Here is a 24878-nt window from a genome sequence, read left to right on the forward strand (position 1 = left end):
AATGTAAAAAGTAGTGCAAAATTAATAATTATCTTTCGTGAAGTGCAGTTTCTTTGTGAAAATAGCAAAAAGAAAAATTGGTAACAACCACTAAGAGGAGGACATTATGTCAGAAGAGAGAAGAAGACGGACGATCGTGATCGGTCATAAAAACCCGGATACCGATTCCATCTGCTCCGCAATCTGCTATGCAGCATTAAAATCCAAGATCACCGGAAAAGAGTATGTTCCGGGCCGTGCAGGTCATGTGAATGAGGAGACCCAGTATGTGCTGAACTATTTTAACGTAGAGGCACCGCAGCTGATCGAGAGCGTAAAGACACAGGTCAAGGATATCGAGATCCGTGCGACCAAGGGTGTAAACCGCAACATTTCCTTAAAGAAGGCATGGAACCTGATGCAGGATGCCCACGTTACAACCTTACCGGCAGTCAGTGAAAACGGCGTGCTGGAAGGCCTCATCACTGTTGGCGATATCACCAAATCCTACATGAACGTTTTAGACAGCAGCATTTTGTCTAAGGCACATACCCAGTATAAGAACATTCTGGAGACACTGGAAGGTGCAATGGTAGTCGGCGATGAGAACGACTATTTCGATCAGGGTAAGGTTCTGATTGCAGCTGCAAACCCGGATATGATGGAGTATTATATTTCCGAGCATGATCTGGTTATCCTTGGAAACCGTTACGAATCCCAGCTGTGCGCGATTGAGATGGAGGCAGACTGCATTATCGTCTGTGAGGGTGCTGCCGTTTCCATGACCATTCGCAAGCTGGCACAGGAGCATGGCTGCACCGTTATGACCACTCCGTACGATGCTTACACCGCAGCACGTCTCATCAACCAGAGTATGCCGATCGGACATTTCATGAAGACCGAAGACCTGATCACCTTTGAGGACAGTGATTTTATCGATGACATCAAAGAGGTTATGGCAAGCAAGCGTCACCGTGATTTCCCGATCTTAAATAAAGATGGCAAGTACCTCGGCATGATCTCCCGCAGAAACTTACTGGGCGCAAAGGGCAAGCAGATCATCTTGGTAGACCACAACGAGAAAAACCAGGCGGTAGACGGTCTGGAAAATGCCGACATCCAGGAGATCATCGACCATCATAAGCTGGGAACCGTTGAGACCATCTCCCCGGTATTCTTCCGCAACCAGCCGGTTGGCTGTACCGCAACGATCGTATACCAGATGTATCATGAGAATAATGTAGAGATTGACAAAGCGACCGCAGGCATGCTGTGCAGTGCGATCATTTCCGATACCTTGTTATTCCGCTCTCCGACCTGCACCCCGGTCGACAAGATGGCAGCAACCGAGCTTGCAAAGATCGCTGAGATCGATATGGACCGTTATGCGGCAGATATGTTCTCAGCAGGCAGCAACCTGCGCGGCAAGAGCAATGAGGAAATCTTCTATCAGGATTTCAAACTGTTCAATTCCGGCAAGATCAGCTACGGCGTAGGTCAGATCAGCTCCTTAAACGCAGACGAGCTGACTGAGTTAAAAGACCGTCTGCTTCCGTTCTTAAAGAAGCCGCACGAGGAGCACGGGGTAGATATGATCTTCTTCATGCTGACCAACATTCTGACAGAATCCACCTCTCTTCTTTGCGAGGGCGAGGGTGCAGAAGATCTGATCCGTCTGGCATTCCATATGGAAAATGCCAGTGATGATGCAGAGGCGAATGTCGTAGAGCTTCCGGGCGTGGTATCCAGAAAGAAACAGCTGATCCCGTCGATCATGATTGCCAGCGAGGCATAAGAGGAGAAGATTATTATGGGAAAACAGAGTTGGCGGGGCGGCAATATGCTGTACCCGGTACCGGCCGTAATGGTAAGCTGTGCACGGCCTGGCGAAAAACCAAATATCATAACGGTAGCCTGGGCCGGGACCGTCTGCTCTGCCCCGGCCATGCTCTCCATTTCCGTGCGCAAGGAGCGCTATTCCTACGACATCTTAAAGGAGACCGGAGAGTTTGTTGTAAATCTGGTGACAAAAGACCTGGTCTTTGCAACCGATTACTGCGGTGTGAAATCCGGCCGCGACACCGATAAGTTCAAAGAGATGAAGCTGACACCCCTGCCATCGCAGCACATCAGCGCACCCGGCATTGCCGAGAGCCCGCTGAACCTGGAGTGCCGCGTGAAACAGGTGGTGGAGCTTGGAAGCCATGACATGTTCATCGCGGAGATCGTGGGTGTGACGGTGGATGACCGTTACATGGATGCGAAGGGAACCTTCCATTTAAATGATGCGAAGCTGGTGAGCTATTCCCACGGAACCTATTTTGAGCTCGGAGAAAAGATCGGAACGTTTGGATATTCGGTGCGGAAAGATTCGGCAAAAGCTGGTACGAAAAAGAAAAAAGAATCCGCAAAAACCTCCGGCAGAACTGGAAATAGAAGCGGAAAACTTTCAGAAGCAGCGAAGCACACACGCAGGAGGAACGCAAAATGAAATCAAACATTACTTTAGTAGGCATGCCGGCTTCCGGCAAGAGCACCATCGGCGTTTTGCTGGCAAAGCGCCTGGGTTATTCTTTTGTTGATGTAGATATTGTGATCCAGGAAAAGACCGGCCAGTTATTAAAAGAGATCATTGCAGAGCGCGGGACGGAAGGCTTTTTAAAAGTCGAGGAAGATGTTAATGCAGGACTGGAACTGGAGCATTCCGTGATCGCCCCGGGCGGCAGTGTTATCTACGGCCCCAAGGCGATGGAACACCTGCATGAGATCAGCACGGTTGTGTACCTGAAACTGAGCTATGAAGATGTAAAGCAGCGTCTTGGCGATTTAAAAGACCGCGGCGTAGCGTTAAAAGACGGTATGACACTTCTGGACCTTTACAAGGAACGTGTGCCGCTTTACGAGAAGTATGCAGATGTGACCATCGATGAGACAGGAAAAACCCTTGGTGCCTGTGTCGATGAGCTGCGAAAGATTATGGAACAGCGGATGGAAGACGGAAAGCAGGCGCGCCCATAGATTTTTGCGTGTTCCATGCAAAGGGCTCCGTACAGTCAGAAACCGGAAATGACTGGTTTTATGACCGGCTCCCAGCTTTCAGCCAGCCGATCCAGGGAAAAGGCAGCATTGGCCGGACTGGTGGACGGGCAGAGAATGGCAGGCCGTCCGGTGAGCGGTTCACAGTAACGACTGTAAAGCTTAAATGCAGTACCGCCGTTTGCGATGATTGTGTGGATATCCGCTGTTTTTAAGATGCGGCTGATATCTGCCGGGACCGCGTTTTTGATGCTGCTGTCGCTGGAACCCTTAATATCGCAGGATGCGATGACATCCCAGAGAGCAAGACCATGTGTAAGAAGCATGGTCTTTTTTTCGTCTATGGATTGAGGAACCGGAACATTCAGAAGCCGGGCCATGAGTTTCCAGAACCGGTTCTGCGGATGTCCGTAATAGAACTGGTTTTCCCGGGACTTTACGGAAGGGAAACTTCCCAGAATCAGGATACGGGAGTGTGTGTCAAAAACAGGTTCAAAGGTGTGCTGAACGTGGGTATAACCTGGCGGCAGGGACAGGGTGTCGGAATTCATAAAAACCTTCTTTCTGCGGGAGTCGCTGATATTTGGCTCTTCCTGCTTGTGAATTGTGTTTGTCTGGTTGTCATTAACTGTATGCTTTTTCTGTCGGAAAGTCAATTTTTTCCTTGTAACCTGTGCTATACTATATCTTATATAACGCGAGAAGTGCGGTTACTCTTGATCAGGGAGAAACTACAGCAGGAAAAAGAAAGGGTGAGATCATGGAGCTGGATGAGAAACAGAACGCAGTGTCAGGACTTCTGGAAGACTTTTCGGAGGAACATCTCTGGGAGTGCATTGTGGCGTTTCAGGGAGAATCGTTTTTGACGATGTCCGGACTTCCCTATACTTATACGCTGAAACAGGGAAAACGCGGTGGCTTTACCAGAGAATTGTGGGTAGACCGCAGAGAAAACAGCAAGTCCATTACCTGGAGTTCCGTCCGGATGGCATTTCAAAACGTATTGAAGATGAAAGAAGCTCTTCCAGATGGCGGGAAGCCTTATGTGAAACGGCCAAAGGCGCTGGGAGATATCCGCGGAGTTTCCTATATTTATCCGCTGTTTTCCCGCTTTGGACTGATTGAGACAAATCTGGATAGGGAAAGAACCTGTGACGGGCAGCTTTGTATGCAGCTGGAAGAAAATACAGAAGGTGAGACAGCATGAATTTAAAAGAACAGCAATATGTATGCACGCTGGCGCGGTGCCAGAGTATTTCCCGGGCAGCAGAGGAGCTTTTTATCTCACCGTCGGCACTAAGTGTCTATATCAGCAATCTGGAAAAATATCTGGGAGTCCGCCTGTTTGAGCGGACGGGTAAGGGAAAAGCATTTGTGCTGACGTCTATTGGAGAAGAGTATGTGGTGCGCGCAGAAAAAATGCTGGAATTAAAGGCAGAGTTTGATGGCCTTTTGGAAAACGAACTGCATAAAAGCCATGCGACGATCCGGGTAGGGATCCAGCAGCGGCGCGCCATTTCCATTGTACCGGAGGCGCTGCAGCGTTTCATGGAACGTTATCCGGATGTGGACGTGATCTTCCGGGATGGAAATCTTGAAGATCTGACGGGGATGTACCGGGATGGAACGGTGGATTTTATGATCTCCATTTTCCGGGATGAATTGCCGGATGCGGTCTATAGGGAGATTGCGAAAGAACAGGTACTTCTGGCATTGCCGGATACCCACCCGGCAATCCAGTATGCATACCCGGTTGAGGGAGATGATTTTTTGCATCTGGATATGCAGTATTTAAACCGGGAGACTTTTATTGTTCCTACGCAGTCGCAGAGTATGCGCAGAACAGCAAACCACATTTTTGAACAGGCCCGGATCCGCCCGGGGCGCCTGATCGAGATCGGGCATTTCGATATTATCATGAGCATGGTAAATCAGGGACTCGGAGTCGGCTTTAACCGGCTCGGCTACATTAAGGATATGCAGAAATTCGACCATGTGCGCTATTTTCTGATCGGGAAAGATACATACGAGTCCAGCCTGGTACTGGTTTACCGCAAAGGACATGTGATATCAGAATGCGAGCAGTATCTGATGGATATTTTAGAGGATACGATCCGCCAGCGATACCAGATGGATGCGCAATAAGTGAGGAAACTTTCGCCGGTCTATCACCAGCATTCCGAAAGTCATGTGGAGTGGATGCAAAACATGACAAAAACTACACGAATTCGACAAACAATTCAAAAAATTTAAAGATACTTTAAAAAAAACAAAATGGAAAAAAATTGCCGCTCCTGTTATACTTTAACACAATAAAGTTTAACAGGAGGTGGCTTTTTGTATGAGTACCAAGAAAAAGTTTCGCGTACCGCACAGTTTCGTGATCGTATTTTCTATTATTATTGCAGCTGTGCTCTTAACCTGGATCATTCCGGCCGGTGAGTATGTCCGTGTGGAGAATGCGGATGGCATTAAGGTCATTGATCCGACCCAGTTCAGTTACATCCAGAGAACGCCGGTTAACCCGCTGCTGATCCCGATGTACATTGTAAAAGCATTTGTAAAACGTGTAGATATCATGCTGGTTATCTTATTCTCCGGCGGTGCATTCCACATGCTGACCCAGTCTGGCGCACTGCAGGCAGTGATCGCAAAGCTGGCAAAAAAATTCTCCAACAACCTGTATGTGTTCATTCCGATTCTGACCCTGATGTTTGGTCTGATCTGCACCACCCAGGCTGTTAACATGTTCATCGCATTTGCTCCGGTCATGGTCATGCTGGCTCTGGCAATCGGACTGGATTCCATCACTGGCGCAGCCATCATTTTGCTGGGCGGCGCGATCGGATTTTCCACCGGTACCTTAAACCCGAATACCACAGTTGTTGCGCAGAAGATTGCTGAGCTTCCGCTCTACTCCGGTATCGGATACCGCTGGGTATGTTTTGCTGTTTACTATGTGATCACCAATATTTTCCTGGTACGCTATGCGTTAAAGATCAAAAAGGACCCCACCAAGAGCCCGATGTACGATCTGGACCAGACCAGTGAGCTTCGTGCCGGAGGCGGTCTGGATGATTTCGGAACCATCGATACCCGCAAGGTCTTAAGCATCATTGCTCTGGTTGTTTCCCTGGGTGTTGTTATTTACGGCAGCATCAAGCTTGGCTGGGATATGCCGGAGATGGCAGCTATGTTTATCTGGCTGGCGATCATCGTAGGATTTATTTCCGGTTTCGATACTGAGACCATTTCGAAGAACTTCCTGGAAGGCTGCAAGAAGATGATGTCTGCCATGATCATCATTGGTCTGGCACAGTCCATCAGCACGATCATGTCTGACGGTAAGATCATCGATACCGTTGTCCATGCCCTGGCTGGCGGCCTTGGCAGCGTGCCGACCCTGTTACAGGCACCGGCTATGCTGATCGCAAACACCATCATCAACGTATTCTTAACTTCTGGTTCCGGACAGGCAGCAGCTGTTATGCCGATCCTGGTACCGCTTTCCGACCTGATCGGTGTTACCAGACAGACCGCAGTCCTGGCATTCAACTTCGGCGACGGCTTCTGTAACTACATCTTGCCGACCTCTACCGCACTGATGGGTATCATCAGCGCCTGCAACATCCCGTATGACCGCTGGATGCGTTTCATGTGGAAGATGTTCGCAATCTGGCTGGTTGTCGGTACGGTTCTGCTTGTGATTGCACAGCTGATCAATTACGGACCAATGTAAAGTTACAACAATTGCAACATGCGAGGATATCCGGAAGTTGCATAAAAGGTACGGTTGGCGCGCTGCTGTTTGTGCAGCGTGTGGGCCGTAATGTATAAAAGGAGGAATTGTGGAAATCATGAGTGATAAGAAATCCCTGTTTCAGGCCATCGATGCGCAGCGGGATACGCTGTGCTCCATGGCAGACCAGATTTTTGATAACCCGGAGTATGAGGGCGAAGAAGTTTTTGCGAGCGGTCTTCTGACCGATTATCTGATTGCGAATGGCTTTGATGTGCAGATGGGCGTTGGCGGCTTCAAACTGCGTTCCGTGCCACCTACAGCCATGGTGAAGGAGGCCCAGTGATTGGCATTCTGTGTGAGTACGATGCGCTCCGCAATCTTGGTCATGGCTGCGGACATCACATGCAGGGTCCGGGCTGCCTTGGCGCGGCAGTTGCCTTAAAGAACCTGGATACTGATAAGCCGTTCCAGTTAGTGGTATATGGAACTCCGGCAGAGGAAACCTTCGGAAGCAAGGTCCAGATGATCCAGAATGGCTGCTTCAAAGAGCTGGATGTTGCACTGATGATGCACGGCGGCCCGAATACCTGTACCGATATCAAGTGTCTGGCACAGAAAAGTTACAACGTTACGTTCCACGGACACCGCGCCCATGCAGCGCTCGCGCCGGAAAAGGGCAGAAGTGCATTCGATGCAATGCTGGTGGCATTCCAGGGCGTAGAATTCTTACGGGAGCATGTGCCGGATGATGTGCGCATGCACTACTGCATGACCGAACTTCCGGGTCCGTCCAATGTAGTTCCGGCTACCGCAAAAGGTGAATTTTCCCTGCGTTCCTTCTCCAGAAAGGAACTGGAAGAAGTCAGCCTGCGCTTCCAGGACATCATCAAGGGCGCTGCGCTGATCGCAGGCGTTACTTATGAGATCGAGGAAGGAACCTTCTTCTACAATAAGATTCCGGTGCTTGGCTTAAACAAGCTTCTGATGGAGAATGCTGAGCTTGCGGGAGCACCGCAGCTGGCACCGCCGAGAGAAAAGACCGGTTCCACTGATTTTGGCAATGTCATGTATGAGATCCCGGGTTCCTGCATCCGTGTGGCATTCGTACCGGAGGGAACTGCTTCCCATTCCCAGGAGTTCGTAGATGCGGGCAAGAGCGAGAACGCACATAATTGTGTGATCTATGGTGCAAAAGCCATTGCCGGTGCCTGCTACGACCTGATCACAACAGACGGACTGATGGATCAGATCAAGGAAGAATTTGCGGAAAATAGAAAGAAAAACCAGTAACAAACGACAAAATATGGTATAATGAGCGCAAGTGAGCCAGGAGCGTGCGTGCACGATCTTGGCAAACGGCGAGACAAGCGAGTGACAGAGTCACGAGAAAGAAAAGAAATGCTGCTTGCATGGATTATAGAAGAGACGCAGCTGCGAGGGTACAAAACCTCTTGCAGCCGCGAAGAGACTATTTTCGTGCAGCGGCTACATGAATGAAAAGAGGGCTGACGGGAAAGTTGGTCCTCTTTTTTATTACGGTGCGTATCGAGGGACCGTGGTTCTTGTTGTGCACCGGTCAAAGAAAACCGCGAAGCAGTATACTTGCGCTAAGGCGGCTGATTGCTGAAGCAACCAGGGAGAATCATGAAGGAATAACTTAGCGTTGGACGGCTGGGCGCCAGACGCAGGAAGGAGATATGTGATGAGTAGAAAGAAAAAATGGAAAGAACTGGGACTGGATGCATTGTTTGATTTTGCCGGGGCCTTTTTGCAGGCAATCGGAATCTGGTGTTTTATCGAGCCAAGCCACGTTGCGCCGGGCGGCGTGTCTGGTATTGCGCTGATGTTAAACCATTTGTTTTCCCTGCCGATTGGTACAATGAGTCTGGTATTTAATATCCCGCTTCTTCTGGCTTCCTGGTTTTTACTGGACCGGGAAATGACTCTCAAAACGATCCGCACGGTTATCTGGATGAGTGTGGTCCAGGATTTTGTCTCTGCGTCCAGAATATGGCAGTATGAAGGAGACCGTCTGATCGCCTGCGCGTTCGGCGGAATTTTTGCCGGAGTCGGCATGGCACTGATCTTCATGCGTAATTCCACAACGGGCGGCGGCGATATCCTGGCCAAGCTTTTGCAGAAGCTCCGTCCTTATATGCAGACCGGCTATGCAATCATGCTGGTGGATTTTGTGGTTGTCGGTGCTTCCATTCTGGTGTTTGGTGAGATTGAGGCAGCCATGTACGGTATCATCTCCATTGTCTGCACAACCCAGGCCATGGATACCATTCTCTACGGTATGAACCGGGGAAGCATGATCACGGTCCACTCCGAAAAGAACGAAGAGATCGCCCAGGAAATCATGCAAACCCTGGACCGTGGAACTACATTTTATAAGAGCATCGGCGGCTACAGCGGGAAAGAAGGCCTGACCCTGACTTGCGCCGTGGACCGCAAACAGTTTCACCTGGTAAAAGAGATCATTGACCGGCATGATCCGAAGGCCTTTATTATCGTGTCACCGACCAAGGAAACCTATGGGGAAGGATTCCTGGGGGGTTACCGGAACTTGTAAGATGAATGAATAATAAATTGTAAACAGAGAATCGCAGAACTTTATTCTTGATTTTGCATAGAGCCTATGCTATACTCTTCCACGTTGCAAAGCCCATAAAAACAAGGTCTTACAGGGCTATCGCCGATTTCCGGCGTAGGTCATATACCGTTGGTATATGCCTCCGCAGCAGTTGCCAGATGCACATATAACGTGTTTGCCTGGAACATTGCTGCGCGAAAATGAATCGAGTGTTCGTGACCTTCCACTCGTAAAACAAAACTAAAGGAGAATCATATGATGAACGAGAGGTACAACTACAACTCTGTAACCGGCCGTCTCACCCAGAGTGCAGCCATTGCAGCCATTTATGTGGCACTGACCATGATCGTGGCACCGATTGCATTCGGACCGATCCAGTTCCGGATTTCCGAAGCACTGTGCGTGCTTCCGTATTTCCTTCCGGGTGCAGTACCAGGCATTACCATCGGCTGTTTCCTCGCAAACCTGCTTTGCGGAGCAGCACCGCTCGATGTGGTGTTCGGCAGCATCGCAACCCTCATCGGGGCACTGGGTTCCTACTATCTTGGAAAGAAAAGCAAATGGCTGGTATGTGTTCCGCCGATCCTTTCCAACACCATCATCATTCCGTGGGTCCTGCGTTATGCCTATGGCTCCACAGATCTGATTCCGTTCGCTATGGTAACTGTTGGAATCGGAGAGATCCTGGCAGTCGGAGTGCTCGGAAATATTCTGTTGCTCGCGCTGGAGCGGCATCACAGAGCGGTATTTGCACAGTAACAATATTGCACAGTAACGAACGAGGGCCGAAAGGTTTCGTCCCCGCCATTCGGCGGGGACGGAACCTTCCGGCCCATTTGTGTTTACTGTGTGATATTGTTACAGCATCTCCATGTATGCAAGCAGCTGGTCTAAGAGTCCCAGCCCGATCAACAAAAGGATCAGCAGGACAACCAGTCCCGTAATGAGAAATACGAGTTTGTAAAACAGGTAGGCCCGGGCGAATTCCTTTCGCTGCGGGTCTTCTTCGTGTTTCGCTTCATGGAAGAGGTAGAACCAGCCGACAACCGGCATGTTCATGCACATGAAAGTATAAAACCAGGAGCGGACCGAAGGGTCCCACCAGCGTTCTCTTGCGGAGTGGCCGGTGCTGCGTTTTTTAAAGAAAGTTTTTTTGCCTGCTCCGGATTCGGAGATCTGTCTGGCAGTCCGGATCTTACCGGAGAGATCGGTTGTGTGGCCGGCGGCCGGTTCCGGATCTGGGGAAGAAGGATCTTCGCTGATATCCGGAACGGTCAGGCGTGGGAGAGCAGTAGTCTCCTGGTCGGCCCGTTTTTCCAGAGCAGCCTGGATTTTCGCGGTGTCGATTATTTCAGCCGATTTGCCAGAGGTGGATGTTACGTTGTCGATCGCCTCAGCCTGTTTGCCAGGATTATATTGATTCATCGTTTAATTTCCTCCTCCTGTTGGTCCTGTAGTGACGGCTGATTGGGAACTGCCAGAGCCGGGGGCAGTGGTTGTGCCGGATCCCGGGAAGCGGGATGTTCCGGAATTATGATCGATTCCGGGTCCTGCATTGTCGGTCATCTGGGAAGACCAGGTGGTCCAGCTGCGTTTTGCCTGGCTTAAATAATTCCGCAGGGACTGCTGCTCCAGACCGATCTTCTGCTCGTTCGCAGCCTGTGCGGTTACTTCTGCTTCTTCCTTCTTTTCCTGCTCTGCTTCCCATTCGTCTTCCGTCGGCAGGGTGGCAATGCGGTCAATGGCTTTCTGGAGCCGTTCTTTGTAGGAAGCAGCTTCCTCGTAGCTTTCTACCAGGGAAAGTTTGTCGATGGCATTTTGTGCAATGTCTTCGGCATCCTCAGACTGGTATTCCAGGTTTTCTACATCGCGCAGGGCGCTTAAGAAGGTGTTCTTCCGGGTCTGGATCTCCAGGTTTTTCCGTGTTGTAATGGCTTCTTCTTCTGCCTTTTTCTGGGCTTCTGCTTTTTCCTTTGCTTTCTGTACTTCGTAAAGGGCAATGGTGTCTTTCATGTCGTTGATGATCGGGGTGAATTCTTCGTTGCGCTTTGTCATGCGCTCCAGAAGCTCGGTCCGTTTTTCGCTTCCGTCCATCAGGTTCAGCCTGGAGATGATGCTCTGATACTGTTCCTTGACCCAGTAAGTGTCTTCCACGGTCTCGATGGTCTTGTCTTCAAATGCGGTTACTGCAGTTTCCAGGTCTGCTTCCAGCTTGCGCTGTTCCTTATCGTGGAGGCTCTGCTGTGCCCGTTCATTTAAGGTGGAGCTGAACAGATCGGTGATGCCGCTCTTGGAGTCGGTTGTCATTTCCACGGTAACAGGCTGTTCCCAGTCTGACAGCTCCTTGCCCTCGTGGATCTGGTCCATGACCTGCTTCCAGATCCTTCCAGCGTAGGTTTTTCCGTAGATACCCGGCATCGCACGCGGGGTGTCGTAGCCGACCCAGACTGCGGTGGTGTAGTAGCGGGTATAGCCGCAGAACCAGGTGTCTTTACTGCTGTTGGTGGTACCGGTCTTACCGGCGGCAGGCATGCCGCTTTCCAGTGCCAGGCCATAACCGGTTCCGTAGGGCTCGTTTAAAGTCCCTTTCAGGACATCGGTCAGCATATAGGCGGAATCTTGCTGGTAGACCAGCTGGGTATGCGGCTTTAAGTTCTTTGTTAATTCTCCGTTATGTTCATGATCAATTCTGCGGATGCAGGTCTGGTCGTTATAGATGCCGCCGTTTGCCAGTGTGCTGTAGCCCTTAGCCATGTCCACAACGCGGACGCCGTTGGTGAATCCGCCGATACTTAAGGACGGAACTCCGTTATCGATATAAGTAAGCTTCTGGAACTCCATTTCTCTCAGATAGTTCAGGCCGTAATCGACCCCGATATCGGTCAGGATCTGCCATGCTACGGTGTTTAAGCTCCGGTTTAAGGCTTCCCGCACGGATACGTTGCCATAGTAGGAGCCGCCGCTGTTGGAAGGGCCGCCTTCAAATTTGTGGTCGTTGACTAAGCGGGCCGGATAATATTCGCCGGTATCAAACGCCGGACCGTAGTCGATGAGCGGCTTAATGGTACTTCCCGGCTGTCTTGCACTTAAGTATGCACGGTTGTAAGGGTCTGTGGTGCCGCGTCCGCCGACAATGGCAGCCACGCAGCCGGTCTGGTTGTCCACAATGACTCCGGCACCCTGAAGGGCATATTTTCCGTTATCCTGAAGCTCCGTGTACGGGGAGAGGACATCGTCCAGCTGGGTCTGTAAGGCCTGCTGGAGACTCTGGTCGAGTGTGGTGTAAATGCGGTAGCCGCCCGCGCGGATATCATCGGCTTTTTCCGTGTAGGTAGCCTGGTAATTTTCCATATAAGAGTCGTAATCGGATTTGTCTTTGAAGGTATACTGGAATGGGAAATTTTCCAGCTTCATGAGCGTCAGGGCTGCGCAGTGGATGGCATAGCTGCTCATGTAATTCTCGTTGCTTCCCTCGCCTTCCTCCTGAACGATGTTTAAAGGCTGGCTGATGGCGCTGTTGTAAGCATCTTCCGTAAGATACCCCACCTCCAGCATGCTGTGCAGGACATCGTTTCGTTTTTCCAAAGAAGCCTCCGGGTTGCGGACGGGATTGTAGGCGGTGGGGCTGTTGCTGATGCCGACTAACACAGCGGCCTCGTAAGGCTCTAAGTCGCTGGCATCCTTGCCGAAGTAGTAGCGGCTGGCAGCTTCCACGCCATAGCAGTGGTTGCCGTAGAAATTGGTGTTGCAGTAAAATTCCATGATATCTGCCTTGGAATACTTTTTCTCAATCTCCGGCGCCAGCAGGATCTCCACGATCTTGCGGGTAAAGCTCTGTTCCTGGGTCAGGTACGTGTTCTTTACCACCTGCTGGGTGATGGTGCTTCCGCCCTGGGTGATCTCACCGCGGTTTTTGATGAGGGCAAGACCGGCGCGGAAGGTCGCGATCCAGTCGACACCGGTGTGCGATTTAAAACGCCGGTCCTCCTGGGCAATATAAGCATTCTGCAGATTCATGCTGATCTGGCTGATCGGGACATATTCGTAATGTCCGGCATTGATCAGCCCGATGAGCTGGTCGTTTTTATCGTATATTTCCGTGTCAGACAGCATACTGAAGTCCTGGCGCTGCATCTGTGCGAGCTTATCGTAGGCAACTTCCCGGCAGTGGTCGAGCTCCGGGCGCACCTTGGCATAGATTAGCAGGCCAATGAGGCCGCAGAGGATCAGCCCGCAGGTAAACAGGTGAAGAATGGACTGAAAAAGCCATCCGAGGATGCCGAACAGGCTGACAAAGAAGCCGGGAACGGCACCAGCAAGCGATTTCGGTGTATGGTTAGATTTCATAGTAAGATACCTCTGTAAACAGACTGTTTCTCCTTTCTTTTCTTTTACCGGATGCTGTGGCTATCGTGCAGACAGCAACGGTTTTTTCTATACGATTATATTACAATTTCCATGGAAAGACTAGAAAAACATTGACTTTTCCCGCAAAAGGAAGTAAAAAGGAAAAGAATATGAGGCAATATAATATATAAGAAGAATTTTAATCATGAAATTAATAAGGAAAAGGATGGAAGCCATTATGTATCAGATAGATTTCAGGAAACCCATTGCCATTCACTTTATCGGCATCGGCGGCATCAGCATGAGCGGACTTGCAGAGATTTTAATGCAGGAGGGCTTTCGCATCAGCGGCTCCGATGCGCATGAGAGTGAACTGACGGATCACCTTGCGTCGGCAGGTGCTAAGGTCATGTATGGCCAGGCAGCAGCAAACATCACCGATGATATCGATCTGGTGGTTTATACCGCAGCAGTCCATGCGGATAACCCGGAGTATGCCGAGGTTGTGCGCCGTGGTATCCCGATGATGAGCCGTGCAGAGCTTTTAGGTCAGATCATGAAAAACTACGGAGAGGCGATCGCGGTATCCGGAACCCACGGAAAGACTACGACAACCTCCATGCTGACCGAGATTTTACTGGCAGCCGAAAAGAACCCGACCATTTCTGTCGGCGGAATCCTGCATTCCATCGGCGGCAATATCCGTGTGGGCGGACCGGAGCTGTTTGTGACCGAGGCATGTGAGTACACCAACAGTTTCCTTTCTTTCTTCCCGACCATGGAGATCATTTTAAATATAGAAGCAGACCATCTGGATTTCTTTAAGGATCTGGATGATATCCGCCATTCCTTCCGCCTGTTTGCACAGAAGCTGGATGAAAAGGGACTTCTGATCATTAACCGTGATATCAAAAACTATGAGGAGATCTGCGGCGGGCTGCCTTGCAAGGTGGTGACCTTTGGTCATAGCGCAGAGAGTGACTACAGCGCGGCAGAGATTACATACGATGCGTTCGCACGCCCGGCCTTTACGGTTATGGAGCAGGGAAAGAAAGCCGGAACGATCACGTTGGGTGTTCCTGGTGAGCACAATGTATACAATGCACTGGCTGCTATCGCTGCGGCAAAGGCGCTGGCTATCCCGGATGAGGCAATCGCGGAAGGACTTCTTCATTTTACCGGAACGGACCGCCGTTTTGAGAAGAAGGGCGAGCTGAATGGCATTACCATCATCGATGATTACGCACATCATCACAGGAGATCACAGCAACCCTAAAGGCTGCAAAGAATTATCCACACAAAAAACTCTGGTGTGTATTCCAGCCGCATACTTATACCCGGACCAAGGCATTTTTAGATGAGTTTGCAGAGGCACTTTCTGCGGCAGATGCCGTTGTTCTTGCAGATATTTATGCGGCGCGGGAGACAGATACGCTGGGCATCAGCTCCGCAGATATCGCTTCCCGCATCGAAAAGCTGGGCTCGGAAGTGCATTATTTCCCATCATTTGAAGAAATTGAAGCATTTCTTTTAAAAAATTGTTCCACCGGTGATTTGTTGATAACTATGGGCGCCGGAGACATTGTAAAAGTTGGGGAAAAGCTTCTTAACAAATAGTTATCCACATTATCCACATAGTTTTCCACTTTTTATGTAAAGGGCCTATGTGGATTTTTTAATTTACATAAGAAAGTATCTGAAAATTTAAAAAACCACGGTTTTATCTATAATTCGACGGTTTTCGCGCCTTTTTTCGGGACATGGGAAAACATTATATCCACATTATCCACATTATCCACAAGGAATTCTGTGGATAAACTCAGCTATTTCTTTTTAATTTTGGATGTGGTAAGATGTTAGCAGACAGGAAAGGTGAGGTTTTTATGAGTTTTACATATCATTTCCAGGTGGATGCAACCCTGGTTTCCAACGAATTTATTGACCGGTATCTGGCGGAAGCAAACGGGGAATATGTGAAGGTATACCTGTATCTGCTCCGGCACAAGGACGAACCCATGAGTCCCGGAAAGATCGCGGACGGTTTAAACCATACAGAGGCAGATATCCGGCGTGCGCTGGCCTACTGGGAAAAGCTTGGCGTGATCAGCACCGGGGAAGCACTGGCTGCTGCAAAGGGTACGGCTGCCAGCAAAAACGGGACAGCAGAAGCGGCATCAGACCAGACGGCTGCGGCTTCCCAGAACGGGACAGAAGATATCCGCCGTGTGGGCCGGACTGGTGAGGTGTCTGCCACTTTGGCAGCTGGCGGTGCCGGGGCGAAAACGACGCGTCCGGTGTATAGCCAGGACCAGGTAAACCGCCTGCAGGGCGATGGGGAATTTGCAGAGCTGCTCTACATTGCCCAGCGTTATCTGAATAAGATATTTACCCAGAGAGAGCTGGAGGTATTTGCCTATCTTTACGATGGGCTTCATATGTCGGCTGAGCTTCTGGAATACCTGGTGGAGCATTGTGTGCAGGGAGGCCACACCAGCATCCGCTATATAGAGACGGTTGCCATCAGCTGGCACGAAAAGGGCTTTGCGACCGTGGAGCAGGCCAAGGCTTATGCAAGCGGCTTTACGAAGAACTCGTTTTCCGTCATGCGGGCATTTGGCCTGACCGGAAGAAACCCGGGGGAAATGGAGCGGGAAATGATCGAGCGCTGGTTTGGCGAGTATGGGTTTACCAAAGAGGTGGTTCTGGAAGCGTGCAACCGCACCATTGAGGCGACACACAATCCGAGCTTCCGCTATGCGGACCGGATCCTTTCCGAGTGGAGAAAAGCCGGCGTGCACAGCCTGACGGATATTTCCGTGCTGGACGAAAAGTATAAAGGCCAGAAGAATCAGAAATCCCAGAAAAACAACCGGCAGCCGAACAACCAGTTCCTGAATTTTGAACAGAGAAATACCGATTACGATTCCATGGTATTAAACCAGGTGAAGGACTGGATCGGGGAACAGTAAATAGAAAAGGGACTGCCGCAGGGACTGTGGGCGGTAGAAAACAGCAATTAGCAGTTAAGAAGGAGAGCAAACAATGGCACTGAGCAATTCCCAGTACAACGCAGTTATGCGCGGGTATGAAGAACGGCAGCGCTTACAGCGCCGCGCCATGGAAGCGCGGGTCGAGGAAGTATATAAGAAAGTACCGGCAATTCAGGAGCTGGACCGGCAGATCAGCAGCCAGGCAGCAGATTGTGCCAGAAGAGTCCTTGGTGGAGACCTGAATGCCCGCGTACACTTAAAGGAAGAACTGGCAGACTTAAGGGAGCAGAAGCTGGCACTGTTAAAGGCGGCCGGTTTTCCGGCAGATTATATGGAGCTGCGCTATGACTGTCCGGACTGCCAGGACACCGGCTATGTGAATGGAAAACGCTGTCATTGCTTTGAACGCCAGCGGCTGAACATTCTCTACGCCCAGTCCAACATCGAGTCAATCCTGAAAGAGGAAAATTTCGACCGTCTCCGTTTCGACTTTTACGATGATACGGAAAAGGTGCCGCAGCTTGGCATGACAGAACGCGCCTACATGGAGATTGTGGTGCGGCAGTGCCGGGAGTTTGCAGAGCAGTATCCGCAGAAAGGAAACAGCATTCTGTTTACCGGCGGTACCGGCGTCGGCAAAACATTTCTTACCAACTGCATTGCAAAGGCGCTGATCGACCGTTGCATCTCTGTTATTTATCTGTCCTCCAACGAGCTGTTTGAGATCTTTTCCAAATACAAATTCGGGCGCGACAGCGAGGACGATATCGAGGAGAGCTATCGCTACATTGTGGAGTGCGACATGCTGATCATCGATGACCTGGGAACGGAGTTAAATAATTCCTTTGTTTCTTCCCAGCTTTTTTACTGCATCAACGAGCGCATTGGCAGAAAGAAGGGGACGATCATTTCCACGAATCTCTCCATGGGCATGTTAAAGGACACTTATTCCGACCGTGTGACTTCCCGGATCATGAGCAGTTACCGGATCATTCCTCTTTACGGGGCAGATATCCGCATGAAGAAGCGTGTGATGGCCCGGAAACAGGGAACATGAAAAGATTTTGCTTATGGTATGCAGGCGGATAGCTGCTTTCGGGCAGGTATCCGGCATAAGATTGTGAAAAAGAAATCAGTCCCAGCTTAAAAGCGAAAGTTTGTGGGGATTGTCTTGACTTAACTGAGGCATAATGATATAAAAGAAGCGATATTGCGGCAATAAATATTGATTGCTGCCCAAAACAAATAAATACACACAGAGCATGGAGGATAAGATGATTTACGAAGAGAAGACCATTGAGACCATTCCGGTAGGACCATTAGGACTGATCCCGTTAAAGAGCTGTTCCGCATTAGGCGCAAAGGTAAACGACTGGCTGGTCGAGTGGAGAAAAGAGCGCGAGAGTGAGCATAAATCAACCATCGCGTTTGCAGGATATCAGAGAGATTCTTACATTATTGATGCAAAAACCCCGCGTTTCGGTTCCGGCGAAGGCAAGGGAACCATTGAATCTTCTATTCGAGGCGATGACCTTTACATCATGTAGATGTGTGCAACTATAGCCTGACCTATTCCCTGTGCGGCATGACCAACCATATGTCTCCGGATGACCATTACCAGGACTTAAAGCGTGTCATTGCGGCAGCAGCAGGTAAGGCACGCCGTATCAATGTTATCATGCCATTCCTCTATGAAAGCCGCCAGCATAAGCGTTCCGGCCGTGAGTCCTTAGACTGCGCCCTGGCTTTGCAGGAGCTGATGAACATGGGCGTCGAGAATATCATCACCTTCGATGCGCATGACCCGCGTGTGCAGAATGCGATCCCGTTAAAGGGCTTCGAGACCGTTCAGCCGATCTACCAGTTCATCAAGCATCTGTTAAAGAACGAGACCGAGCTTGAGATCGACAGTGACCACATGATGGTCATCAGCCCGGATGAAGGCGGTATGGGCCGTGCTGTGTATTTTGCAAACGTGCTCGGACTCGATATGGGTATGTTCTACAAGCGCCGTGACTACACCAAGATCGTGAACGGACGCAACCCGATCGTGGCTCACGAGTTCTTAGGCTCCAGCGTAGAGGGCAAGGATGTGATCATCGTCGACGACATGATCTCTTCCGGCGAGAGCATGCTAGATGTCGCAAAAGAATTAAAGCGCAGAAAAGCAAGAAAAGTATTTATCTGCGCAACCTTCGGCTTGTTCACAAACGGACTGGCAAAATTTGATGAATATTATGAGAACGGCCTGATTGACCGGATCCTGACCACCAATGTGGTTTACCAGACTCCGGAGCTGTTATCCAGACCGTACTACATTGATGTAGATATGAGTAAGTACATTGCCCTGATCATCGACAACTTAAATCACGATGATTCCTTAAGCGAGCTTTTGAGCCCGACCAAGCGCATCAACAAGCTCCTGGACAAGTACCGCAATAAATAAGGTGGTTATTTCATGAGTGAAGACAGAACAAACAAGGATCCGCTTCTGGGCGGACTCGACGGCATGCGGGCCGGACAGCACTGGGCCGGGGAACCGGACAGCCTGAAACATACAGAAGGCCAGCAGGCTTCTGCGGAAAGTGATACAGCAGCTGCGGATCCGGCAGAAAAGACAGAAAAAAACGCAGAAAGTTTTTCTGCCAAAGAACATACAGCGGCTCCGGGCACGGCAGGAAAAGATGCAGAAGCATTTTCTGGGAAAGAAATACAGACTGCTGAGCTGGAAGCACAGAAAATCGCACAGGAGCTCCGGAGAGAAGCAATCAAGACTGGTAACACACAGAAAGAAACAGAAGTACCGCATGCGGAGCCTGTAAAGAGCCAGAAGAAACGTTCCCGCAAAGAGGAGCAGCAGCCGTCAGGCGGCTGGTTAAAGGAAATCCTTGAGTGGGTCAAGATCATTGTGTCTGCAGCACTCATTGCGTTTGTACTGAATACGTTTATCATCGCAAACAGCGAAGTGCCAAGTGGTTCTATGGAAAACACGATCATGACGGGTGACCGTGTCATCGGTTCCCGCCTTTCCTACCACTTTGGTGACCCGAAGCGTGGAGATATCGCGATCTTCCGTTTCCCGGATAACGAATCGATCTACTATGTAAAGCGTATCATTGGTCTTCCGGGTGAAACAGTCGATATCATAGACGGAAAGGTTTATATCGACGGTTCCGACACACCGCTCGACGAGCCGTATATCCGCGAGCCGATGATCCCGGAAGCACCGATGCACTTTGAAGTGCCGGAGGGCTGCTATTTCATGATGGGAGATAACCGGAACTACTCCATGGATGCACGCCGCTGGGAAAATACCTATGTAAAGCGTGAGAAGATCATCGCAAAGGTACTGTTCCGCTACTTCCCGAAGCCGGGAGTATTGAAGTAACAATATTGTACAGTAAACACAAATGGGCCGGAAGGTTCCGTCCCCGCCGAATGGCGGGGACGAAACCTTCGGCCCTCGTTCGTTACTGTGTGATATTGTTATTTGGCGCGGTTTGTGTTATGATTTTAGATACATTATGGCAAGGTGCCGGCATCCGGCACCAGAATACGTCGGGTATTTGGAGAGGGAACAATCATGAAGGATACAACATTGGTAATTATGGCAGCCGGAATCGGCAGCAGATTTGGCGGCGGCATTAAGCAGCTGGCACCGGTCGGACCGGGAGGCGAGATTATTATGGATTATTCCATTCACGATGCGCTGCAGGCCGGATTCAACAAGATCATTTTTATTATCCGGAAAGACCTGGAGAAGGACTTCCGCGAGATCATCGGAAACCGCATTGAGAAGATCGCCCATGTGGAATATGCATTTCAGGAACTGGATGCGCTTCCAAAAGGGTATCAGGTGCCGGAAGGCAGAAAGAAACCCTGGGGAACCGGTCAGGCTGTCCTGACGGTAAAAGATATGGTGCATGAGCCATTTTTGGTCATCAATGCGGATGATTATTATGGCAGGGAAGGATTTTTTAAGATCCATGACTACATGGTCAACGAAATGAAGACCGATGGTGACGTGTATGACATGTGCATGGGTGGCTTCATTCTGGAGAATACGCTGAGTGAAAACGGCACGGTAACCCGCGGAGTCTGCCAGGTAAACCCGGACGGAACCTTAAAAGATGTAACCGAGACTTACGATATCGAGCGGCGCGGAAACGGCCTTTTTGCGAATGATGAGCAGGGAAATCCAGTGCTGATTGACGAAAAACAGTATGTTTCCATGAATATGTGGGGACTTCCGCCGAAGTTCTTAGATGCGCTGGAAGCAGGATTCCCGGAATTTCTGGACAGCATCAAAGAGGGCGATGTAAAGGCAGAGTATCTGCTCCCGAAGATCATCGACCAGCAGATTAAGGCTGGCAAGGCGCAGGTGCGTGTGCTGGAGACCAGGGATAAGTGGTTTGGTGTTACCTATAAAGAGGACAAGGAAGCGGTTGTTGCTTCCATCCGGAAGCTGATCGCGGACGGCGTGTATAAGGAGAACTTGTATGACTAAGCTGATTTCCTGGAATGTCAACGGGTTGCGGGCCTGTGTCGGAAAGAACTTTCTGGACTTTTTCCACGAGGCAGATGCCGATGTATTCTGTCTGCAGGAGACCAAACTGCAGGCAGGCCAGATCGACTTAGAACTTCCCGGCTATCATCAGTACTGGAATTATGCGGAAAAGAAAGGGTATTCCGGAACTGCGCTGTTTACGAAAGAGGAGCCGCTTTCCGTGACATACGGGATCGGCATAGAAGCGCATGACCACGAAGGAAGAGTCATAACTGCAGAGTTTCCGGAATATTATGTAATTACGTGCTATACGCCGAATTCCCAGAATGAGTTAGCCAGATTGGACTACCGCATGGAATGGGAAGATGCATGGAGGACTTATTTGAAGGGACTGGATGAAAAGAAGCCGGTCATTTTTTGTGGAGACCTCAATGTGGCACATCGGGAGATCGATTTAAAGAATCCGAAGACAAACCGGAATAATGCTGGTTTTACTGACCAGGAGCGAAACAAATTTACCGAGCTTCTGGCAGCAGGCTTTACCGATACCTGGCGTTACTTTTACCCGGAGCAGGAGGGTATTTATTCCTGGTGGTCATACCGGTTTAAAGCCCGGGAGAAGAACGCAGGGTGGCGTATCGACTATTTCTGCGTTTCTGACCGTTTAAAAGACCGCCTGGAGTCCGCAAAGATCCACACAGAGGTATTCGGATCGGATCACTGTCCGGTAGAGTTGTGCCTGAAGTAAGACCGTAAGTAACGGTTAAGCAGGTTTGTGCTTACTGGTGCATGCGCTGTGCTGACCGTAAGAAACATAAGCTGGCAGGCAAAAATAAAAAACAGTACGCTATGGAGGCGGAATACTCTGTAGCGGGAAAGGTGGGCAAAATTGGAGCCGTATCAGATCGATTTACATGACAGTAAAGTGTATCCAATGGGCCTCACAAGGATAGACGGGGGGATCCATGTAACAACTGTGGCTGCAGCGAAGGCCTGCAGCCTGCTTTTGTTTGCAAAAGAAGAAAAAAGCGGAAAAGGAGTAAAGTTTCACGAGGTGTTTCACATCCCGTTTCCGGAAACCGGAAAGACCGGACATGTCTGGTCTATGACACTGAAGGGAGACTTTACTTCTTTTTTCTATGCATTTGAAGCAGATGGAAAACGTTTCCCGGATCCATACGGCCGCTCGTTTGCCGGGCGGGAGCGCTGGGGCAAATTAAGCCAGGCAAAGAATCTTCTGCTGGCGCCGGTCGTGGAGCCGGAGTTTGACTGGCAGGGGGACCGGCCGCTTCATATTCCGTATGAAGACTGCATTGTCTACCGCGCACATGTACGCGGGCTGACAAAGCATGCCTCCTCCGGCACAGAGCACCGCGGCACCTTCCGGGGCGTGGTGGACAAGATCCCGTATCTGAAGGAGTTAGGGATCACGACGCTGGAGCTGCTTCCGGCGGTGGAATTCCAGGAAGTTATGATGCCGGAGAATGTGGAAGGAAATCCTTATGGAAACAGTGAGCCGACGGGACGCCTGAATTATTGGGGCTATACAAAAGCCTGCATGTTTGCGCCGAAGGCATCTTATGCGGACCAGGGAAGTAATCCGGTGACCGAGTTTAAGTATATGGTGCGGGAGCTGCACAAGGCTGGGCTGGAAATTGTGCTGGAGCTTTATTTTTCCGGAAAGAAGTGCCGGAGTTTGTGTTGGAGACGGTACGCTTCTGGGTGCGTGAATACCATGTAGATGGGATCCACTTAACCGGTTATGCGCCGACAGCACTTCTTGCAAAGGACCCGTATCTGGCCGACACCAAGCTCTGGGCGATCTCCTGGGAGGCGGAAAAGCCTGCAGCCGGGGAAAAGAAGCATTTGGGCGAATACAACGAAGGTTTTCTGATTGATATGCGCCGTGCCTTAAAGGGCGATGAGGAGCAGATGAGCAGCCTGATCTTCCGCAACCGCAGAAACCCGGCAGAATGTGGTGTGCTAAACTTTATGGCGGGGACCAATGGCTTTACCATGCTGGATATGGTCTCCTACGACCAGAAGCACAACGAGGCCAACGGGGAAAATAACCGGGACGGAAGCGACTACAACTATTCCTGGAACTGCGGCGCAGAGGGCCCGGTGCGCAAGAAAAGAATCCAGGAGCTGCGTGCGAGACAGCTGCGCAATGCCATGCTGATGCTCTTTTTAAGCCAGGGAACCCCGGTGCTCCTCGCGGGCGATGAATCCGGCAATTCCCAGAACGGCAACAACAATGCCTACTGCCAGGATAACGAAACCTCCTGGATCAACTGGAATTTAAATAAATGGGACCAGGAGCTCTTAGAATTTGTGAAGCATGTGATCGCGTTCCGCAAGGCACATCCGGTCTTTCACATGGAGCAGGAACCGAGAGTGATGGATTACCTGCCTGCGGCCACCCGGACATCTCTTACCATGGAGTCAATGCCTGGCAGCCGGAGTTTGAGAATTTCCGCCGCCAGATCGGCATCCTCTATTGCGGAAATTATGCGAAGAAGTCAGACGGGCAAAACGATGCCTTTTTCTTTGTCATCTTCAACATGCACTGGGAGCCGCACGGCTTTGCCCTTCCAAACCTTCCGAGGACCTGGAGTGGAGTCTGTCATTTGACACCAGCGACAGCGCAGCCGGAGGCTTTTATGCGGAGGGTCAGGAGCGCAAGGTTTCCAACCAGAAGAACTGCATGGTGCCGCCCCGCTGCGTTCTGGTATTTAAGGGAAAGAAAAAGGCGAAAAACCTTGACAAAGCATAGCAAAACAGATATAAATGAAAGGGCAAAATGAATTACGAAAAAACGGCCGTTCAGGCCGTTATCGCATTTAGGAGGAATTTAATAATGAACAAGACAGAATTAGTAGCAGCAGTAGCTGAGCAGGCAGGCCTTTCCAAGAAGGACGCAGAGGCTGCAGTAAAGGCATTTACCGATGTAGTTGCAGAGGCTCTGAAGGCAGGCGATAAAATCCAGTTAGTAGGTTTCGGTACCTTCGAGGTATCTGAGAGAGCAGCAAGAGAAGGCCGCAACCCGAGAACCGGCGAGACCATGATCATCGAGGCATCCAAGACCCCGAAGTTCAAAGCTGGTAAGGCATTAAAGGATCTTGTAAACGCTTAATTTGCAAATAAACGTAGTAACTAAAAAAATTCCGGTAATTAGCACAGCCAAGAAAATTTAGTTTAAAATGTAAAGTAAAATAAAGATTCCCCCTAGAATGCGTTTCGCGTGATAGGGGGAATTTTACCCATTAGCAAGGAATTGGCGCACAGGAATTGATCTGCTGGAAGCGCAATTGACATTGCAGGGGAATTCATCCATTAGAAGGAGACACGATATGCGTCTGGATAAGTATCTGAAAGTATCCCGCATCATCAAGCGGAGAACGGTAGCGAATGAAGCCTGTGACAGTGGTCGCGTGATGCTCAATGATAAAGTGGCAAGAGCCAGTGCGGACGTCAAGGCCGGAGATGTGATCGAAATTGCCTTCGGCAATAAATCCGTCAAAGTACGCATCACGAGCGTGCAGGAAACCATCCGCAAGGAAGATGCAAAGGAAATGTTCGAGTATCTTTAAGATAGTGAGCGTGAATATGTGATATGAAGCATAAACACCACCAGCCTCCCCATATACTAAACCATGAGTTCAGGTGGGGAGGTTTTTT

At 50.1% G+C, this 24878-nt stretch carries 22 protein-coding genes and 2 pseudogenes; 21 read left to right on the forward strand and 3 right to left on the reverse strand.

Annotation, left to right across the window (positions count from 1 at the left end):
- Positions 1 to 106 precede the first annotated feature (106 nt).
- Genes DXA97_RS03885 through DXA97_RS03895 form a run of 3 tightly spaced genes read left to right on the forward strand, consistent with a single transcriptional unit; the run spans position 107 to position 2997 of the window.
- Entirely contained in the window at positions 107 to 1774 is a 1668-nt protein-coding gene (locus DXA97_RS03885) for a putative manganese-dependent inorganic diphosphatase (protein WP_118718636.1), read from the forward strand.
- A 15-nt stretch (positions 1775 to 1789) separates the two neighbouring features.
- A complete protein-coding gene (locus DXA97_RS03890) occupies positions 1790 to 2470 on the forward strand; it encodes a flavin reductase family protein (protein ID WP_118718637.1) in 681 nt (226 codons plus the stop codon).
- A complete protein-coding gene (locus DXA97_RS03895; RefSeq protein ID WP_118718638.1) occupies positions 2467 to 2997 on the forward strand; it encodes a shikimate kinase in 531 nt (176 codons plus the stop codon). The genes DXA97_RS03890 and DXA97_RS03895 overlap by 4 nt, the downstream gene beginning before the upstream one ends.
- Positions 2998 to 3032: 35 nt before the next feature.
- Here DXA97_RS03895 and DXA97_RS03900 read toward each other — a convergent pair whose 3' ends face one another.
- Entirely contained in the window at positions 3033 to 3566 is a 534-nt protein-coding gene (locus DXA97_RS03900; RefSeq protein ID WP_118718723.1) for a DNA-deoxyinosine glycosylase, read from the reverse strand.
- Between the two features lie 209 nt (positions 3567 to 3775).
- On the opposite strand from DXA97_RS03900, the gene DXA97_RS03905 reads away from it, so the two are divergent.
- The 7 genes from DXA97_RS03905 (at position 3776) to DXA97_RS03930 (ending at position 10112) form a co-directional block, all read left to right on the forward strand.
- The gene (locus tag DXA97_RS03905) at positions 3776 to 4222 is read left to right on the forward strand and encodes a hypothetical protein (protein ID WP_182436787.1); all 447 of its coding nucleotides are present in this window, start codon (positions 3776 to 3778) and stop codon (positions 4220 to 4222) included.
- Positions 4219 to 5160: a LysR family transcriptional regulator gene (locus DXA97_RS03910; RefSeq protein ID WP_118718639.1), complete on the forward strand. Its 942-nt coding sequence runs from the start codon at positions 4219 to 4221 to the stop codon at positions 5158 to 5160. The genes DXA97_RS03905 and DXA97_RS03910 overlap by 4 nt, the downstream gene beginning before the upstream one ends.
- A gap of 196 nt (positions 5161 to 5356) precedes the next feature.
- Positions 5357 to 6754 carry a Na+/H+ antiporter NhaC family protein gene (locus DXA97_RS03915; protein WP_118718640.1) on the forward strand — a complete coding sequence of 466 codons (1398 nt, stop codon included), beginning with the start codon at positions 5357 to 5359 and terminating at the stop codon, positions 6752 to 6754.
- A gap of 118 nt (positions 6755 to 6872) precedes the next feature.
- Positions 6873 to 7100 (forward strand): hypothetical protein, encoded by a 228-nt coding sequence (locus tag DXA97_RS21880; RefSeq protein ID WP_347561445.1) that lies wholly within the window; start codon positions 6873 to 6875, stop codon positions 7098 to 7100.
- Positions 7097 to 8047 (forward strand): M20/M25/M40 family metallo-hydrolase, encoded by a 951-nt coding sequence (locus tag DXA97_RS03920; protein ID WP_347561446.1) that lies wholly within the window; start codon positions 7097 to 7099, stop codon positions 8045 to 8047. The genes DXA97_RS21880 and DXA97_RS03920 overlap by 4 nt, the downstream gene beginning before the upstream one ends.
- 412 nt (positions 8048 to 8459) lie before the next feature.
- Positions 8460 to 9332 (forward strand): YitT family protein, encoded by an 873-nt coding sequence (locus DXA97_RS03925; RefSeq protein ID WP_118718641.1) that lies wholly within the window; start codon positions 8460 to 8462, stop codon positions 9330 to 9332.
- A gap of 276 nt (positions 9333 to 9608) precedes the next feature.
- Entirely contained in the window at positions 9609 to 10112 is a 504-nt protein-coding gene (locus tag DXA97_RS03930; protein ID WP_118718642.1) for a QueT transporter family protein, read from the forward strand.
- A gap of 99 nt (positions 10113 to 10211) precedes the next feature.
- Here the strand turns inward: DXA97_RS03930 and DXA97_RS03935 are convergent, their stop codons facing one another.
- Both DXA97_RS03935 and DXA97_RS03940 read right to left on the reverse strand, forming a co-directional pair.
- On the reverse strand, positions 10212 to 10778 hold the full coding sequence (locus DXA97_RS03935) for a hypothetical protein (protein ID WP_118718643.1): 567 nt from the start codon (positions 10776 to 10778) through the stop codon (positions 10212 to 10214).
- Positions 10779 to 10781: 3 nt separating this feature from the next.
- Positions 10782 to 13700, reverse strand: a complete 2919-nt coding sequence (locus DXA97_RS03940; RefSeq protein ID WP_118718644.1) for a transglycosylase domain-containing protein — start codon at positions 13698 to 13700, stop codon at positions 10782 to 10784.
- A gap of 238 nt (positions 13701 to 13938) precedes the next feature.
- Here DXA97_RS03940 and murC point away from each other — a divergent pair.
- From murC to DXA97_RS03990, 11 genes and pseudogenes are all read left to right on the forward strand, one after another.
- A pseudogene (gene murC, locus DXA97_RS03945) lies at positions 13939 to 15317 on the forward strand (UDP-N-acetylmuramate--L-alanine ligase).
- 266 nt (positions 15318 to 15583) lie between these two features.
- The gene (locus DXA97_RS03950) at positions 15584 to 16669 is read left to right on the forward strand and encodes a DnaD domain protein (RefSeq protein WP_118718724.1); all 1086 of its coding nucleotides are present in this window, start codon (positions 15584 to 15586) and stop codon (positions 16667 to 16669) included.
- 73 nt (positions 16670 to 16742) lie between these two features.
- Entirely contained in the window at positions 16743 to 17747 is a 1005-nt protein-coding gene (locus tag DXA97_RS03955) for an ATP-binding protein (RefSeq protein WP_118718645.1), read from the forward strand.
- Positions 17748 to 17964: 217 nt separating this feature from the next.
- Positions 17965 to 19136: pseudogene (locus DXA97_RS03960) on the forward strand (ribose-phosphate pyrophosphokinase).
- A gap of 321 nt (positions 19137 to 19457) precedes the next feature.
- The gene (gene lepB, locus DXA97_RS20710; RefSeq protein ID WP_347560252.1) at positions 19458 to 20078 is read left to right on the forward strand and encodes a signal peptidase I; all 621 of its coding nucleotides are present in this window, start codon (positions 19458 to 19460) and stop codon (positions 20076 to 20078) included.
- A gap of 195 nt (positions 20079 to 20273) precedes the next feature.
- Positions 20274 to 21197 carry a sugar phosphate nucleotidyltransferase gene (locus DXA97_RS03970; protein WP_118718646.1) on the forward strand — a complete coding sequence of 308 codons (924 nt, stop codon included), beginning with the start codon at positions 20274 to 20276 and terminating at the stop codon, positions 21195 to 21197.
- On the forward strand, positions 21190 to 21945 hold the full coding sequence (locus DXA97_RS03975) for an exodeoxyribonuclease III (RefSeq protein WP_118718647.1): 756 nt from the start codon (positions 21190 to 21192) through the stop codon (positions 21943 to 21945). Before DXA97_RS03970 ends, DXA97_RS03975 begins: the two co-directional genes overlap by 8 nt.
- A gap of 141 nt (positions 21946 to 22086) precedes the next feature.
- The gene (locus DXA97_RS20715) at positions 22087 to 22938 is read left to right on the forward strand and encodes a hypothetical protein (RefSeq protein ID WP_243107550.1); all 852 of its coding nucleotides are present in this window, start codon (positions 22087 to 22089) and stop codon (positions 22936 to 22938) included.
- Entirely contained in the window at positions 22899 to 23831 is a 933-nt protein-coding gene (locus DXA97_RS20720; protein WP_243107551.1) for a hypothetical protein, read from the forward strand. Before DXA97_RS20715 ends, DXA97_RS20720 begins: the two co-directional genes overlap by 40 nt.
- Positions 23832 to 24057: 226 nt before the next feature.
- Positions 24058 to 24333 (forward strand): HU family DNA-binding protein, encoded by a 276-nt coding sequence (locus tag DXA97_RS03985; RefSeq protein ID WP_118718648.1) that lies wholly within the window; start codon positions 24058 to 24060, stop codon positions 24331 to 24333.
- 217 nt (positions 24334 to 24550) lie between these two features.
- Entirely contained in the window at positions 24551 to 24790 is a 240-nt protein-coding gene (locus DXA97_RS03990; RefSeq protein ID WP_118718649.1) for an RNA-binding S4 domain-containing protein, read from the forward strand.
- Positions 24791 to 24878: the final 88 nt, after the last annotated feature.

Origin of the sequence: Clostridium sp. OF09-36, from assembly GCF_003481985.1 — a bacterium.
In the GTDB taxonomy this organism is placed as follows: Bacteria; Bacillota; Clostridia; order Lachnospirales; family Lachnospiraceae; genus Brotaphodocola.

Excerpts from the sequence above, each read along its gene's own strand:
- DXA97_RS03895 (WP_118718638.1), top strand. The coding sequence starts at position 2,467 with ATGAAATCAAACATTACTTTAGTAGGCATGCCGGCTTCCGGCAAGAGC.
- DXA97_RS03885 (WP_118718636.1), top strand. The coding sequence starts at position 107 with ATGTCAGAAGAGAGAAGAAGACGGACGATCGTGATCGGTCATAAAAAC.
- DXA97_RS03935 (WP_118718643.1), bottom strand. The coding sequence starts at position 10,778 with ATGAATCAATATAATCCTGGCAAACAGGCTGAGGCGATCGACAACGTA.
- DXA97_RS03890 (WP_118718637.1), top strand. The coding sequence starts at position 1,790 with ATGGGAAAACAGAGTTGGCGGGGCGGCAATATGCTGTACCCGGTACCG.
- DXA97_RS03910 (WP_118718639.1), top strand. The coding sequence starts at position 4,219 with ATGAATTTAAAAGAACAGCAATATGTATGCACGCTGGCGCGGTGCCAG.
- DXA97_RS03900 (WP_118718723.1), bottom strand. The coding sequence starts at position 3,566 with ATGAATTCCGACACCCTGTCCCTGCCGCCAGGTTATACCCACGTTCAG.
- DXA97_RS03915 (WP_118718640.1), top strand. The coding sequence starts at position 5,357 with ATGAGTACCAAGAAAAAGTTTCGCGTACCGCACAGTTTCGTGATCGTA.
- DXA97_RS21880 (WP_347561445.1), top strand. The coding sequence starts at position 6,873 with ATGAGTGATAAGAAATCCCTGTTTCAGGCCATCGATGCGCAGCGGGAT.
- DXA97_RS03930 (WP_118718642.1), top strand. The coding sequence starts at position 9,609 with ATGATGAACGAGAGGTACAACTACAACTCTGTAACCGGCCGTCTCACC.
- DXA97_RS03950 (WP_118718724.1), top strand. The coding sequence starts at position 15,584 with ATGAGTTTTACATATCATTTCCAGGTGGATGCAACCCTGGTTTCCAAC.
- DXA97_RS03985 (WP_118718648.1), top strand. The coding sequence starts at position 24,058 with ATGAACAAGACAGAATTAGTAGCAGCAGTAGCTGAGCAGGCAGGCCTT.
- DXA97_RS03970 (WP_118718646.1), top strand. The coding sequence starts at position 20,274 with ATGAAGGATACAACATTGGTAATTATGGCAGCCGGAATCGGCAGCAGA.
- DXA97_RS03940 (WP_118718644.1), bottom strand. The coding sequence starts at position 13,700 with ATGAAATCTAACCATACACCGAAATCGCTTGCTGGTGCCGTTCCCGGC.
- DXA97_RS03975 (WP_118718647.1), top strand. The coding sequence starts at position 21,190 with ATGACTAAGCTGATTTCCTGGAATGTCAACGGGTTGCGGGCCTGTGTC.
- DXA97_RS03990 (WP_118718649.1), top strand. The coding sequence starts at position 24,551 with ATGCGTCTGGATAAGTATCTGAAAGTATCCCGCATCATCAAGCGGAGA.
- DXA97_RS03905 (WP_182436787.1), top strand. The coding sequence starts at position 3,776 with ATGGAGCTGGATGAGAAACAGAACGCAGTGTCAGGACTTCTGGAAGAC.
- DXA97_RS03925 (WP_118718641.1), top strand. The coding sequence starts at position 8,460 with ATGAGTAGAAAGAAAAAATGGAAAGAACTGGGACTGGATGCATTGTTT.
- DXA97_RS03955 (WP_118718645.1), top strand. The coding sequence starts at position 16,743 with ATGGCACTGAGCAATTCCCAGTACAACGCAGTTATGCGCGGGTATGAA.